A 14096-nucleotide genomic window follows, 5' to 3' on the forward strand; every position below is an offset into this window, starting at 1 on the left:
GCTCGTCGGGGTCGACGAGCACCGCGGCGGGACCGGTACCGCCCGGTTCGTCCTCAAGAAGGTCGCCGAAGCGCTCATCAGCATCGTGCTGGTGGTCGTGCTGTTCTTCTTCCTCTTCCGGATGCTGCCCGGCGACCCGGTCGCCGCCATGACCCGCGACCACCCCACCAGCCCGCAGATGATCGCCGAACTGCGCGAGAAGATGGGCGTCGACAAGCCCGTCTTCGTCCAGTTCGGCCAGTACTTCTGGAAGCTGCTGCACGGCGACCTCGGCGAGTCCCGGCTGCTCAACAACGGCCGCCCGGTCGCCGACATGATCGGCGAACGGCTCTGGCCGACCATCCTGCTCGTCGGCAGCGCCACCGTCCTCGCCGTGCTCCTCGGCCTGTGGCTGGGCATCCGCGCCGCCTGGCGCCGCGACAGCGTCTTCGACCGCACCCAGACCGGGCTCGCGCTGACCCTCTGGTCGGTCCCGCAGTTCTGGCTCGGCCTGATGCTGCTCGTGGTGACCAACGGGCTGTTCCCCAGCCGCGGTATGCACTCCCCGGACGCCGCACCCGACGTCCTCTCCCAGACCCTCGACGTCCTGCACCACCTGGTGCTGCCGTGCGTGACGCTGCTGGCGGTGTTCTACGCCCAGTACATGCTGATCATGCGGTCGTCGCTGCTGGGGGAGATGAACGCCGACTACCTCACCACCGCCCGCGCCAAGGGCCTGCGCGACGACCTCGTCCGCAAGCGCCACGCCGTCCCCAACGCCCTCCTGCCGACCACCACGCTGGTGTTCATGCAGTTCGGCGGGGTGGTCGCCGGCGCGGTCACCGTCGAGGCCGTGTTCAGCTGGCCCGGCCTCGGCCAGCTCACCTACGACGCGCTGCACGGCCCCGACCTGCCGGTGCTGCAGGGCGTGTTCACCGTGCTGGCGAGCGCGGTGGTGCTGATGAACCTGCTCGCGGAACTGCTCTACCGCGTGCTCGACCCGAGGGTGCGTACGTCATGACCACCGCCGAGACACCGCGGCAGATCGCGTGGAGCCGCCGGCGGGCTTCGATCACCCGGACCTGGCGGGAGTTCGCCGGCCAGCGCGCCGCGCTCGCCGGGCTGGTCCTGCTCGGCGCCACCGTCGTCGTCGCGCTGCTCCTGCCCCTGATCAGCGACGAAAGCGGCCTCGACGTCACCAAGGCCACCGGGCAGCCGCTCAGCCCGCCGAACGCCGACTTCTGGCTCGGCACCGACAACTTCGGCCGGTCGGTGCTGCTCATGACGGTCTGGGGCACCCGGGTCTCCCTGCTCGTCGGGTTCTCCGCGGCGCTGCTGTCGGTCGTCATCGGCACCCTCATCGGCATCACCGCCGCCCACTTCGGCGGCTGGGTGTCGGCGACGCTGCTGCGGTTCACCGACTTCTTCCTGGTCCTGCCCTCGCTGATCCTCGCGATCGCGCTCTCGGCGGTCCTGCCCAAGGGCATCGGCACGATCATCATCGCCATCGGGCTCACCGCCTGGCCCAGCACCGCCCGGCTCGTCCGGGCCCAGACGCTGACCATCGAGAGCCGCCCCTACATCGAGCGCGCCCACGCCCTCGGCGGCGGCCACCTGCACATCATCGGCAAGCACGTCCTGCCCGGCGTGATGCCGCTGGTCCTGGCCAACACCACGCTCGTGGTCGGCAACGCCGTCATCGCCGACGCGACCTTGTCGTTCCTCGGCGTCGGCGACCCCAACTCCGTCACCTGGGGCCTGGTGCTGGAAAGCGCGCTCAACAACGGCGCCATCAGCCGCGGCGCCTGGTGGAACGTGCTCCCGCCGGGCATCGCGATCGTCCTCGTCGTCCTCTTCTTCACCCTGGTCGGCCGGGGACTGGAGACCGTGTTCAACCCGAGGTTGAAGAAGTGACCACCCCGCTGCTGCAGCTCACCGGCCTCACCGTCACCTACGCCGTGGGGGACGAGGACGTGCCCGCCGTCCGCGGCGTCGACCTCACCCTCGACCCCGGCGGCACCCTCGGCGTCGCCGGGGAATCCGGCTCCGGCAAGTCCACCGTCGCGATGAGCGTGCTGCGGCTGCTGCCGCGCACCGCGAAGATCACCGGCGAGATCCACCTCGACGGCGAAGACGTCACCGCCATGAAGTGGGGGCGCCTGCGCGCGGTCCGCTGGGCCGAGGCGTCCGTGGTGTTCCAGGGCGCCATGCACGCCCTCAACCCGGTCCGCAGGATCGGCGAGCAGATCGCCGAACCCCTCCGGCTGCACCCACCCGAGGGCGGCAAGGCACTCACCGACGCCCAGGTCGACGCCCGCGTCGCCGAACTGCTCACCCAGGTCGACCTGCCCCCGGCCCGCGCCGGCGCCTACCCCCACGAGCTGTCCGGCGGGCAGAAGCAGCGCGTCATGATCGCCATGGCCCTGGCCTGCTCACCCCGCCTGATCATCGCCGACGAACCGACCACCGCCCTCGACGTCATCGTCCAGGCCCAGGTCCTCGCCCTGCTCTCCCGGCTGGTCGCCGACCAGCGGATCGGGCTGGTCATGATCAGCCACGACCTGTCCGTGCTCGCCGCCACCTGCGAGCGCATCGCCGTGATGTACGACGGGCGGATCGTCGAAGAAGGCCCCAGCGCCGAGGTCATGGGCTCGCCTCGCCACGACCACACCCGGGCGCTCGCCGCCGCGTTCCCGACCGTCGGCGACCCGGTGTCCCGCTTCGCCCCGGCCACCAGCAACCCCCTCCCGCCCGAACCGGCGGACCGCGTCCCCACCGGCGAACCGCTGCTGGCCGCCGAAAACCTGCGCGTGTCCTTCCGCGACCGCACCGGCAAGCGGATCGACGCCGTCGCCGGGGTCGACCTCACGGTGTCCCGCGACGAGATCGTCGCCCTGGTCGGCCAGTCCGGCTCCGGCAAGACCACTCTCGCCCGGACCCTGCTCGGCCTGCAGAAGCCCGACTCCGGCGTGGTCCGCTACGCCGGGCGGCCCGTGCCCACCGGCGGCGCCGGGCTCAAGGCCTACCGGCGGCAGGTCCAGCTCGTCCTGCAGGACCCGACGAGTGCGCTGAACCCGGCCCACACCGTCTACGAGGCCGTTGCCGAAGGTCCCCGGATCCACCGGCTCGCCGACGAGCGGGACGTCGTCCACCGGGCGCTGGAAGCCGCCGAACTGCGGCCCGCCGCGAAGTACGCCGACCGGCTCCCGCACCAGCTCTCCGGCGGCCAGCGCCAGCGCGTCGTCATCGCCGGGGCACTGGCGCTGGAGCCGTCGGTGGTGGTGGCCGACGAGCCGGTCGCCTCACTCGACGCCTCCGTCCGCGGCGAGATCCTCGCGCTCCTGCTGCGGCTGCGCCGCGAACTCGGCCTCGCCGCGCTGGTGATCACCCACGACCTCGGCCTGGCGTGGAACATCGCCGACCGCGTCGCCGTGATGTACCGCGGCGAGCTCGTCGAAACCGGGACGGTGGAACAGGTCCTGCTCGACCCGCACCACGAGTACACGAAGTCCCTGCTGGCCGCCCTGCCCGGCGGCACCGCCCAGCACCGGACCGTCGGCAGCTGACGCACGGCACCCGCTGCGACCCCCTCGAAAATCGGCACTGCGGGAAACCCGCGCGAGCGCAGTGTGTAATCTCCGAACGGAAATGGCGACCACCACCGACCCCGCACAGACGCCCTCGGCCGGACTGGCCGAGCGGCTCCGCGTGCCCTCGCGATTCCCGTACCGCACGATCGCGATGGGCACGGTCGGCAGCACGCTGCTCATGCTCGCCGCCTTCGGCGCCGGCGGCATCCTGATCAAGGACCCCGTGCTCGGCCACGGCCCGCTCTCCTGGATCCGCTACGGCCACGGCCGGATGCTGGCCAACGCCGTGCTCTACACCGGCTTCGGCCTCGTCGTCTGGGCCTGGGTCCGGCTCGGCCGCTACGTCCTGCTCGGCCGCGTCGGCAGCCGCCCGGTGCTGATCGCCGCCGGGTGCTGGATGGCGCCGCTGCTCATCTCGCCGCCGCTGTTCACCCGCGACGTCTTCTCCTACCTCGGCCAGGGCGCCCAGCTGCTCTACGGGCTCGACCCGTACGCCAACGGCCCCGCCGAGCTCGACGCGCTGCCGAACGTCGTGCAGAACGTCCACCCGCTCTGGCAGACCACGCCCGCCCCCTACGGCCCGCTGTTCCTGCTCATCTCCAAGGGGGTCGTCGCCACCACCGGCGACAACATGATCCTCGGCGTGATCCTGATGCGCCTCGTGCTGCTGGTGGGCCTGGCCGGGACGCTGTGGGCGCTGCCGCGGCTGGTCAAGCACCTCGGCGGCAAGCTCCCGGTCGCGCTGTGGCTCGCGGTGGCCAGCCCGATGATGGTCATCCACCTCTTCGGCGGCCCGCACAACGACCTGATGATGCTCGCGTTCCTCACCACCGGCGTCCTCGCCGCCCTGGAACGCAAGCACGTGCTCGCGGTCGTCCTGGTGACCATCGGCATGCTGATCAAGCCGACCGCGGCGATCGCGCTGCCGTTCATCGTCTGGATGTGGGCCAACCACCTGACCGGCGAGTCGAAGGCCCGCAACTTCCTGCGCGCCGGCGCCGCCTCGGTGGGCTTGTTCCTCCCGGTGTTCGTCGCGGGCACCTGGATCTCGCTCGGCTCGCTCAACCTCGGCTGGTGGTCCGGGCTCAAGGCCCCGCAGCTCATCGCGAACTGGCTCAACATCCCCACCGGGATCGGCGAGGTGTTCTACAACCTCGTCCACCTGATCGTCGACGTCCAGGTGTCACCGTTCGTCACGGTCGCCCGCGCGGCGGGCATGCTGCTGCTGATCGGGATCGGCATCCGCCAGTGGTGGCTCGCCCGCGGCGGCGGCACGGAGGCGGTCTACCGCGCCGGGATCTCGCTCCTGGCGGTGGCGATCCTCATGCCACCCACCCTGCCGTGGTACCTCACCTGGGGCTTCGTGCTCCTGTCGGCATTCAAGTGGCAACCCCGCCACCTGGCGCTGGTGGTCGCGGTGTCGGTGTTCGTCACGCTGGTGTACTACCCGACGGGGGAGCAGGCGCTCTACGACTGGTGGTTCATCGCACTGGTCGTGGTGGCCAGCCTGTACTCGGCGGCTTCGCTGCTGCGCCCGGACCCGCTCGGCCTGATCGACGCGTGGCGCCGCCCGGAGAAGTTCCTCCGCGACTGATCAGCTCTGCCGCGGCTGGTCGTGAGTGGTGATGAGGGTTAGAACCCTCATTACCACTCACGACCCGGCCCAGCCGCTCCACGTGTGCACGTCCGTCACCACCACCGCGTGCTCCGGTGGACGTTGCGCGTACTGCTCGTACTTCGCCACCAGCCACGCCACCGGTTCGGCCCGCGAAGGCTCCACCCGCGCGACGCCGTCCGCCCGGGTCCACCACAGCGCCGACCAGTCCTCGGAGTAGCCGTCGGCCAGGAAACACACCGCCGGGTTCTCCGCGATGTTCTCGAGCCGCCGCAACGACGTCGTCGACTTCGGCTTGTGGTCCACCGCGAACACCACCACGTCGTCCCGCACCGCGAACGTCACCGGCACCAGGTGCGGCACCCCGGCCGGCGACACCGTCGCCAGCCGGGCCACGCGCGCCGAAGCGAACCGCGAACGAGCCTCCGCCGCCGAAAGCTTCATGTCAGCGCAGGAGCGTCGAACGTCAGCGTCCCCAGGTCCGCGTCCAGCGTCACCGGCACCCCCAGCGGCAGCGTCGGCGACGACGCCACGTGCCCGAACCCGAACTCCTCGACCAGCGGCACCCCCAGCGGCACCAGCCGGTCCACCATCAGCGCCCGGACGTCCGCCGGGGCCCCGCACGCCGCCCACGAACCCAGCACGATCCCGCGGACGCCGTCGAACCAGCCGCTGCGCACCAGCTGCGTCAGCATCCGGTCCAACCGGTACACGCTCTCCGTCACGTCCTCCAGCAGTACGATCGCGTCCTGCGCCGACCCGTGCTCCGGCGTCCCGATCCCCGCCGCCAGCAGCGAGAGGTTCCCGCCCGTCAAGACCCCCGAAGCCCGGCCCGGCACCAGCGCCGAACCGCCGCGCACCACCAGGTTCCGCTCGGGCTCGAACAGGGACCGCCGCAGGTGCTCGTGCGCGAAGTCGTCGAACAGCACGCTGGCCGGCATCGGTGAGAACAAAGTGGACAGTCCGAGGTGGACGTCCACCGCCCGGTGCAACGCCGTGATGTCACTCGACCCGGCCAGCACCTTCGGGCCCGCCGCCCGCAGCGCCGCCCAGTCCACCAGGTCCAGCATCCGCTGCACGCCGTAGCCGCCCCGTGCCGCCAGCACGCACCGCACCCCCGGATCCAGCCACGCCTCGGTGAACTCCGCCGCCCGCGCCGCGTCCGTCCCGGCCAGGTACGGCGGCGACCCCGGTTCCGCCCGCACGCACGCCCCTACCCGCACTTCGACGCCCCAGCCGTGCAGCACCGGCAACGCCTTCTCCAGCAGGTCCGCCGGCACCGGTCCGGCCGGCGCCACCAGCGCCAGCGTGTCGCCGGCCCGCAACCGCGGCGGCCTCATCGTGACAGCTCCAGCCGCGCCACACCCGGCGTGTCGAAGCCGAACACCTGCCCGTAGAACGACAGTTCCGCCTCCAACGCCGCCACGATCGTCGCCGCCTGCCGGAACCCGTGCTGCTCGCCGGCGAACCGCTGGTAGGCGTACGGGATCCCGCGCCCGGCCAGCCGGGCCACGAACCGGTCCGCCTGCTCCGGCGGGCAGATCCGGTCCTCCAGCCCCTGCTGGACCAGCACCGGGCCGGCCAGCGCCCCGGCGTTCGCCAGTGGCGAACGCTCCACGTACCGTTGCCGCGTTTCCGGCAGCGGCCCGACCAGGCCGTCCAGGTAGCGGGACTCGAAGTCGTGCGTGTCGCCCTCGGCGCCGGTCCACCCGGCCAGGTCCAGCACCGGGAACATCACCGTGCCCGCCCGGTACGTCTCCGTCGTCGTCAGCGCCGCCGCCGCGGTGAACCCGCCCGCACTGCCGCCGCGGATCCCCACCCGGTCACCGTCGGCGAGCCCGGCCGCCACCAGCGCCTCGGCCACCGCGACGCAGTCGGCGACGTCCACCACGCCCCACTGCTCGCGCAGCCGCTCGCGGTAGGCGCGCCCGAACCCCGTCGACCCGCCGTAGTTGACCGCCGCCACCCCGATGCCGCGGCTGGTGAAGTACGCGATCTCCAGGTCCAGCACCGGGAAGTGCTGCCCTGTCGGGCCGCCGTGGACGTGCACCAGCAGCGGCGGCCGCGTCCCATCGGGTGCGGTGAAATCCGGGTTCCGCGGCGGGTACAGGACCACCGGCACGGTCTCGCCGCCGTCGGTGGTGAACACCCGCTCCTGCGGCACCGGCAGGAACGCTCCCGGCAGCTCCGGCTGCGGCGTCAGGTCCTTCGGCACCCCGTCCGCGACGTGCACCACCGCGGCTTCCCGGGCCGGCCCCGCGGCGACGCCGGCGACCCCGCCGTCGTACGCCGCCAGCCCCGTCGAAGACCAGGCCGTCAGCTCGTCCGCCACCGGCGTCACCGACCCGTCCGCCTCGTCGAGCACCGCCAGCCGCCCCGACACGAGCACCGCGTGCCGTCCGCCGCCGAGCGGGACGAACCACCGCGATCCGGCCTTCCACAGCGGCCCGCCGAGCTCCTGCTCCACCGGCGCCAGGTTCACCACCGGCCCGTCCAGGCCGACGCGGTGCAGGTTCCACCAGCCGTCCGGGTCCAGCAGCGCCAGCAGCGTCGACGGCGTCTCCCACTCGAGCTGGCACACCGCGACGTCCGCGCCCCCGGCCAGGACCCGGTGCGGCCCGAACGACCCGTCCCCGGCCACGGGCGCGACGCACAGCTCGGTGCCGTCCCACGGCATCAGCGGGTGGTCCCAGCCGAACCAGGCCGCGTGCCGCCCGTCCGGCGACAGCTTCGGCGCCGTCAGGAACCGGTGGCTCGCCGCCAGCACCCGCTCGCCGCCGCCGTCCACGGCGATCGCCACCAGGTCCCGCTCGACGTCGGTCGGCCGCGGTCCGGTACCGCGCTCCCGGACCGCCCACACCTCGCCCGCCCGGCCGGGCCGCAGATCGCCGTAGCGGACGCCCTGGGGCTCCGCGGGAGCCGGCGTGAGCGGCACCACGCCGGTTTCGCTCTGGGCGTACACGCGCTGATCGGCCCAGTGCGTGAACACCACGGCACCCTCGGCGACCGCCCACGGCCGCCCGCCGTACTCGTGCAGCCGGTTGCGGACGTTCCACGGCGCCGGCAGCACGTCCTCCGTCCCGCCGGGCACCGCCCGGACCAGCGCGACCCGGCCCTGCTCAGCCGGTCGCGCCTCGGCCCACCACACCTCGTCCCCGACGACGTCGAGCCACTGGGGGCCGCCACCGGCGGCGGCCACCTCGGCGGCGGTGATGGGCGACGACCAGGTTCCGTACGGGGAGATCCGAGACACCCCCCGAGGCTAGCGGCCCGCGAACCAGGGGCGGCGGATGCCGATCATGCGCCGGTGGCCTAGGGTCGTCACTGCTATGTCTCGCGTAATCCACGTCTTCCGCCAGCCGGATCGGTTCGTCGCCGGCACCGTCGGCGAGCCCGGCGATCGCACGTTCTACCTCCAGGCATCGGAGGACGTGCGCACCATCAGCGTCTCGATCGAAAAACAGCAGGTCGTCGTTCTCGCGGAACGCCTGAGCTCGCTGCTCGAGGAGGTCGCCAGCCGCTTCGGAGCCGACGTGCCCGAAGACGTCCCCGAGGACCTCGTCGACGTCGACCCCCTGACCGTGCCGGTCGAGGAGGAGTTCCGCGTCGGCACCATGGGCCTGGGCTGGGACGCCGACAGCAGCGCGGTCGTCGTCGAACTGCTCGCCATCACCGAGGGCGAGGTCGACGAAACGGTCGTGCTCGACGACACCGAGGAAGGACCGGACGCCGTCCGCGTCTTCCTCAGCCCGGCCGCCGCCCGCGCGTTCGCCGAGCGGGCCGACCGCGTCGTCAACGCCGGCCGCAAGCCGTGCCCGCTGTGCGGCGAGCCACTCGACCCGGCCGGGCACATCTGCCCCCGGCAGAACGGCTACCGGCGCGAAACCGACGCGGACGAAGACTGACCATGGCGACCACCCCGGGCGACGCCGCGTCCCGCGACCTGGTGACCCACGGCCGCATCGACGTCGAAGGACGGCTCGTCGACGCCTCCAACGTCACCCTGTTCTGCGCCATCGAGCTCGACGGCGTCACCGGCCGGGTCGTGTACAAGCCGGTGTCGGGGGAGCGGCCCCTGTGGGACTTCCCCGACGGCACCCTGGCCGGGCGTGAGGTCGCCACCGCGATCATCGCCGACGCCGCCGGCGTCGGCGCGATCCCGCCGACCGTGCTGCGCGACGGCCCGTTCGGCCCCGGCATGGTCCAGCTGTGGGTCGAGACCACCGACGACGACCTCATCGACGTCATCGCCCCGGACGAGGTCCCCGACGGCTGGCGCGTGGTCCTGCACGCCCAGGACCGGCTCGGCGACCCCGCGGTGCTGGCCCACGCCGACCACCCCGGGCTGCGCGACCTCGCCGTGCTCGACATCGTCGTCAACAACACCGACCGCAAAGGCGGCCACCTGCTGGCCGGCACCGACGGCCGCGTCTACGGCGTCGACCACGGCATCTGCCTGCACACCGATCCGAAGCTGCGGACCGTCCTCTGGGGCTGGATCGGCGAGCCCGTGCCGCCGGACACCGTCGAGAAGCTGCGCAAGCTGCGGTCGGAGATCGACGGCGGCCTCGGCCGGACCCTCGCCGAGCACATCACCAAGTTCGAGATCCGGGCGCTGGCCGAACGCACCGACCTGCTGCTCGCCGAGGGCATCTTCCCCGGCCCCGGCGACGACTGGCGCGCCGTCCCGTGGCCCCTGTTCTGATCGACGCCCCCGCCCGCGCCCGCCTGGTCGACCGCTTCGGCGCGGACCTCGCCGAACCCTGGTGCGACGCCCTCCCGGACCTGGTCACCCGGCTCACCACCCAGTGGCGGCTCGAGGTCCAAGAAGCCCGGCCCGGCAACACCGGCCGCACCCTGCTGTGCACCGGCCCCGGCGGCGACCTGCGAGTCCTCAAGCTGACCCCGGACCCGGAGGTCGCCCGGCTGGAGCTCACCGGGCTGACCGCCTGGGCCGGCTGCTCCCGCGTCGTCCAGGTGCTCGACGCCGACCTCGACGTCAACGCGATCCTGCTGGAAGGCCTGGTCCCGGGCACCGAGCTGACCGGCCGGGCGGTCCCGTGGGCCGAGATCGGCGAGCTGCTCGGCGAGCTCCACGCGGTCGAGCCGCGCGGGGAGTTCCGGCACCTGGCCGAGGGCATCGAGTTCATCTTCACCCTGTCCGAGCGTCGTCGCCGCGAGTCCCCGGCCGCCGGACACCTCAGCGCCGAAACGCTCGAAAAGGGCCGTGCGCGGGCCAGGGAACTGGCGACCAGCGGCCCGGTCACCCTGATCCACGGCGACCTGCACCCCGGCAACGTCCTCGACGCCGGGCCCGCCCGCGGCGCCGTCGCCATCGACCCGCGCCCCGGCCTCGGTGACCCGGCGCTCGACGCCGTCGACTTCGCCTTCGTCCCGATGGCGGCCGGCGGCACGATCGAGGACGGCATCGCCGCGCTCGCCCCGCACGTCGCGGACTTCGACGCCGAGCGCGTCCGTGCCTGGTGCGTGGCCATGGCCCCGCTGGTCGCGCTGGCGCCGTTGCGCCGGGGCGAGCGGACGCCGTTCACCGATGCGGTCCTCGAGTTGGCGCGCTGACCGGCGTGGCATGCCGCGCCCGGACACCCCGGCGCATTAGGTTGCCTGGTCGTGCGCTCCCACTCCTATGACGACGTCCTCGCCGGCCGGCGCCGCAAGAAGGTGCCGGAGGTCCCTGCCGAACCCGGTCTGGTCGTCGAGGACCCGGCCAGTGGCTACTGCGGCGCGGTGGTGAAGCTCGAGTACGGGAACGTCGTGCTCGAGGACGCCAAGGGCCGCCACCGCGTCTTCCCGCTGCTGCCCGCCGGGTTCCTGCTCGACGGCAAGCCCGTCACGCTCGTCCCCGTCAAGACGGTGAAGGCGCCGGTCAAGCAGGTCTCGGCGTCCGGGTCGGTGAAGGTCCAGGGGCTGCAGGCCCGCGTCGCCCGCGACTCGCGCATCTGGGTCGAGGGCAAGCACGACGCCGAGCTGGTCGAACGCGTCTGGGGGCACGACCTGCGCGTCGAAGGCGTCGTCGTCGAGCCCCTCGACGGCGTCGACGTCCTCGCCGACCGGATCGCCGGGTTCGGCACCGGTCCCGCGCGTCGACTGGGTGTGCTGGTCGACCACCTCGTGCCCGGCAGCAAGGAATCCCGTCTCGTCGAGGCGGTCCACGACGAGAACGTGCTGGTCACGGGCCACCCCTACATCGACGTCTGGGAGGCCGTGCGGCCGGAAGCCGTCGGCATCGAGGCGTGGCCGAAGATCCCGCGCGGCACCGAGTGGAAGCAGGGGATCTGCGACGCGCTCGGCTGGGGGCAACCTTTCGAAGGCTGGCAACGTGTCCTCAGCGGAGTGAGCAGTTTCCGCGACCTCGAGACCCCGCTCATCGGGGCCGTGGAACGGCTCATCGACTTCGTCACCGAGCCGACGGAAGAGGGCTGAATGTCCGGTTTGTCCAAGGTCACGCGTGGGTTACGTCCCGTCACTGCGCCGGTGCGAACCGGCGCGATCTGAGAGCATGAAGCCATGGCTTGGGCACTGGTCTGGTTGATCGTCGGCATCGCGCTGGTGATCGCCGAAGTCGTCTCCGGCGACTTCGTGCTGATCATGCTGGGCGTCGCCGCACTGTTCGGCGCCGGTGCCGAGGTCCTCACCGGGAACCTGGTCATCGACGTCGCCGTGTTCGCCGTCGCCTCCGTCGGCATGCTCGTGCTGGTCCGTCCCGCGCTCAAGCGGCGTCTCCTGTCCGGGCCCACCCACCACACCGGCATCGACGCGCTGATCGGCGCCCGCGCCGTCGTCGTGTCCACGGTGGACGCCGAGGCGGGCCGCGTGAAGCTGGGCGGCGACGTCTGGTCGGCCCGCAGCCTGGGGGAGCACTGCCCGCCCATCGCGCCCGGCACCCCGGTCACGGTCGTCGAGATCTCCGGCGCCACCGCCGTCGTGTCGGCCGAGCCGTGAGCCTGGGACTCGTCGTCGTCGGCGAAGGTCATGCCGCGGTGCTCGAACGCGGCGGGCAGTTCCGCGCCGTGCTCGGCTCGGGCCGCCACTTCGTGCTCCCGTTCGCCGACCGCGTTCGCGCCCGCTTCGACCTCGGTGAGCAGGTGCTGTCCGCCCCGCCCCGCGCGGTCGAAGCCGGCGACGGCGCGGCGATCTTCATCGGCTTCGAGGTCGTCTTCGCGGTGACCGACCCACGCCTGGCCACCTACGAAATCGCGAACCCGGCACTGGCCATCGAGCAGCTCGCGCGGACCGCGCTGCGGCAGGAAGCCGGCCTGACCACCGCCGAGCGCGCCATCACCGCGCCCGGGGACCTGCACCGTACAGTGTGGACGGTCCTGCACGACACCACCGGCCGCTGGGGCATCACCACGAAGGAGCTGAAGCTCGAGGTGAGCCCGCCCGCCGCACCCGGAACGCCGTCAACCGCGCAAGAATGGTACTAGGTAAGGGGAAATTCTCTTGACCGGATTTGTGATCGGCCTGGTCATAGCTCTGGCCTTGCTCGTGGTCATCACGATAGCCAAGGCGGTCATGGTGGTGCCACAGGCGCAGTCGGCCGTGATCGAACGGCTCGGCCGGTTCCGCACGGTCGCCTCGCCCGGCCTCAACATCCTCGTGCCGTTCCTGGACAAGGTGCGCGCCCGGATCGACCTGCGTGAGCAGGTCGTCTCGTTCCCGCCGCAGCCGGTGATCACCGAGGACAACCTGACGGTGTCGATCGACACCGTCGTGTACTTCCAGGTGACCGACTCGCGCGCCGCGGTGTACGAGATCTCCAACTACATCGTCGGCGTCGAGCAGCTGGCCACCACCACGCTGCGCAACGTGGTCGGTGGGATGAGCCTCGAGCAGACCCTGACCTCCCGCGACTCCATCAACACCCAGCTGCGCGGCGTGCTGGACGAGGCGACCGGCCGGTGGGGCATCCGCGTGAGCCGGGTCGAGCTGAAGGCGATCGACCCGCCGCCCTCCATCCAGGACTCCATGGAGAAGCAGATGCGCGCGGACCGCGAGAAGCGCGCCATGATCCTGACCGCGGAAGGCCAGCGGGAGTCCGCGATCAAGACCGCGGAAGGCCAGAAGCAGAGCCAGATCCTTTCCGCCGAAGGTGCCCGCCAGGCGACGATCCTCGCCGCCGAAGCCGAGCGGCAGTCCCGCATCCTGCGCGCCCAGGGTGAACGGGCCGCGCGCTACCTGCAGGCGCAGGGCCAGGCGAAGGCCATCGAGAAGGTGTTCGCGGCGATCAAGGCCGGCCGCCCGACCCCGGAGGTGCTGGCTTACCAGTACCTGCAGACGCTGCCGCAGCTGGCCCAGGGCGACGCGAACAAGGTCTGGATGATCCCCAGCGACTACGGCAAGGCCCTCGAAGGCTTCGCCCGCGCGCTCGGCGCCCCGGGCGACGACGGCGTGTTCCGGTACGAGCCGCCACAGGAGGACGTCCCGGACAAGCCCGAACTCGAGGACGAAGAGGTCGCCAGCTGGTTCGAAACCAAGAGCGACCCGAAGGTCGCCGAGGCCGTCGCGGCCGCGGAAGCCGTGGCGCGCAAAGAGGTCCCCGCCATCGGCGCACCGTCCTCGCCGTCCTCGCGGCCGTCGATCCCGCGGCCGGCCCAGCAGCAGCCCGGCCCGGAGGCGGACGACGACCGCGGCACGGAGGTCACCCCGGCGCCGCAGCAGCAGCCGCCGACCCCGCAGAGCGGCCAGCCCGCACTGCCGCAGCCGCAGGCCCCGGCCGGCCCGCCCCCGGGTGGCCAGTACCAGGGCCCGCCGCCGCAGGCCCCGCCCCCGGGCCAGTTCGGCGGCCCGCAGCAGAACCCGGGCAGCGGCCCGTTCCCCCAGCAACCCCCCTTCGGCGGCCCGCGCCGCTGACCTCACGTGACGAGGGCCGCCCACCGGAAGCGGTGGGCGGC

Annotated in this window: 14 protein-coding genes; 11 read left to right on the forward strand and 3 right to left on the reverse strand. The window is 72.5% G+C overall.

Annotation, left to right across the window (positions count from 1 at the left end):
• From AB0F15_RS43465 to mptB, 4 genes are all read left to right on the forward strand, one after another.
• A partial coding sequence (locus AB0F15_RS43465) for an ABC transporter permease (protein WP_360283514.1) occupies positions 1-1000 on the forward strand: 1000 nt, incomplete at its 5' end.
• Positions 997-1893, forward strand: coding sequence for an ABC transporter permease (locus AB0F15_RS43470; protein ID WP_360283516.1), 897 nt, complete (start codon positions 997-999; stop codon positions 1891-1893). The genes AB0F15_RS43465 and AB0F15_RS43470, both read left to right, overlap by 4 nt.
• Entirely contained in the window at positions 1890-3545 is a 1656-nt protein-coding gene (locus tag AB0F15_RS43475) for an ABC transporter ATP-binding protein (protein ID WP_360283518.1), read from the forward strand. Before AB0F15_RS43470 ends, AB0F15_RS43475 begins: the two co-directional genes overlap by 4 nt.
• A gap of 82 nt (positions 3546-3627) precedes the next feature.
• Complete coding sequence (mptB, locus tag AB0F15_RS43480) at positions 3628-5163, forward strand: polyprenol phosphomannose-dependent alpha 1,6 mannosyltransferase MptB (protein WP_360283520.1); 1536 nt, start codon at positions 3628-3630, stop codon at positions 5161-5163.
• Positions 5164-5220: 57 nt separating this feature from the next.
• Here the strand turns inward: mptB and AB0F15_RS43485 are convergent, their stop codons facing one another.
• The 3 genes from AB0F15_RS43485 to AB0F15_RS43495 are packed head-to-tail and all read right to left on the reverse strand — an operon-like array spanning position 5221 to position 8437.
• On the reverse strand, positions 5221-5628 hold the full coding sequence (locus AB0F15_RS43485) for a TIGR03668 family PPOX class F420-dependent oxidoreductase (RefSeq protein WP_360283522.1): 408 nt from the start codon (positions 5626-5628) through the stop codon (positions 5221-5223).
• The gene (locus AB0F15_RS43490) at positions 5625-6524 is read right to left on the reverse strand and encodes an LD-carboxypeptidase (RefSeq protein WP_360283524.1); all 900 of its coding nucleotides are present in this window, start codon (positions 6522-6524) and stop codon (positions 5625-5627) included. The genes AB0F15_RS43485 and AB0F15_RS43490 overlap by 4 nt, the downstream gene beginning before the upstream one ends.
• A complete protein-coding gene (locus AB0F15_RS43495) occupies positions 6521-8437 on the reverse strand; it encodes a prolyl oligopeptidase family serine peptidase (protein WP_360283526.1) in 1917 nt (638 codons plus the stop codon). Before AB0F15_RS43495 ends, AB0F15_RS43490 begins: the two co-directional genes overlap by 4 nt.
• 76 nt (positions 8438-8513) lie before the next feature.
• Here AB0F15_RS43495 and AB0F15_RS43500 point away from each other — a divergent pair, with 76 nt between their 5' ends.
• The 7 genes from AB0F15_RS43500 to AB0F15_RS43530 all read left to right on the forward strand — a co-directional run bounded on the left by AB0F15_RS43500 (position 8514) and on the right by AB0F15_RS43530 (position 14055).
• Positions 8514-9089, forward strand: a complete 576-nt coding sequence (locus tag AB0F15_RS43500) for a DUF3090 domain-containing protein (RefSeq protein ID WP_360283528.1) — start codon at positions 8514-8516, stop codon at positions 9087-9089.
• A 2-nt stretch (positions 9090-9091) separates the two neighbouring features.
• On the forward strand, positions 9092-9889 hold the full coding sequence (locus tag AB0F15_RS43505; RefSeq protein WP_360283530.1) for an SCO1664 family protein: 798 nt from the start codon (positions 9092-9094) through the stop codon (positions 9887-9889).
• Complete coding sequence (locus AB0F15_RS43510; RefSeq protein ID WP_360283532.1) at positions 9874-10761, forward strand: aminoglycoside phosphotransferase family protein; 888 nt, start codon at positions 9874-9876, stop codon at positions 10759-10761. The genes AB0F15_RS43505 and AB0F15_RS43510 overlap by 16 nt, the downstream gene beginning before the upstream one ends.
• Positions 10762-10812: 51 nt before the next feature.
• On the forward strand, positions 10813-11625 hold the full coding sequence (locus AB0F15_RS43515; RefSeq protein WP_360283534.1) for a DUF3097 domain-containing protein: 813 nt from the start codon (positions 10813-10815) through the stop codon (positions 11623-11625).
• Between the two features lie 84 nt (positions 11626-11709).
• Positions 11710-12144, forward strand: a complete 435-nt coding sequence (locus tag AB0F15_RS43520; protein WP_360283536.1) for an NfeD family protein — start codon at positions 11710-11712, stop codon at positions 12142-12144.
• Positions 12141-12629: an SPFH domain-containing protein gene (locus tag AB0F15_RS43525; RefSeq protein ID WP_360283538.1), complete on the forward strand. Its 489-nt coding sequence runs from the start codon at positions 12141-12143 to the stop codon at positions 12627-12629. Before AB0F15_RS43520 ends, AB0F15_RS43525 begins: the two co-directional genes overlap by 4 nt.
• 16 nt (positions 12630-12645) lie before the next feature.
• A complete protein-coding gene (locus tag AB0F15_RS43530; RefSeq protein ID WP_360283540.1) occupies positions 12646-14055 on the forward strand; it encodes an SPFH domain-containing protein in 1410 nt (469 codons plus the stop codon).
• Positions 14056-14096: the final 41 nt, after the last annotated feature.

Source organism: Amycolatopsis sp. NPDC026612 (genome assembly GCF_040638285.1).
Taxonomy (GTDB): domain Bacteria; phylum Actinomycetota; class Actinomycetes; order Mycobacteriales; family Pseudonocardiaceae; genus Amycolatopsis.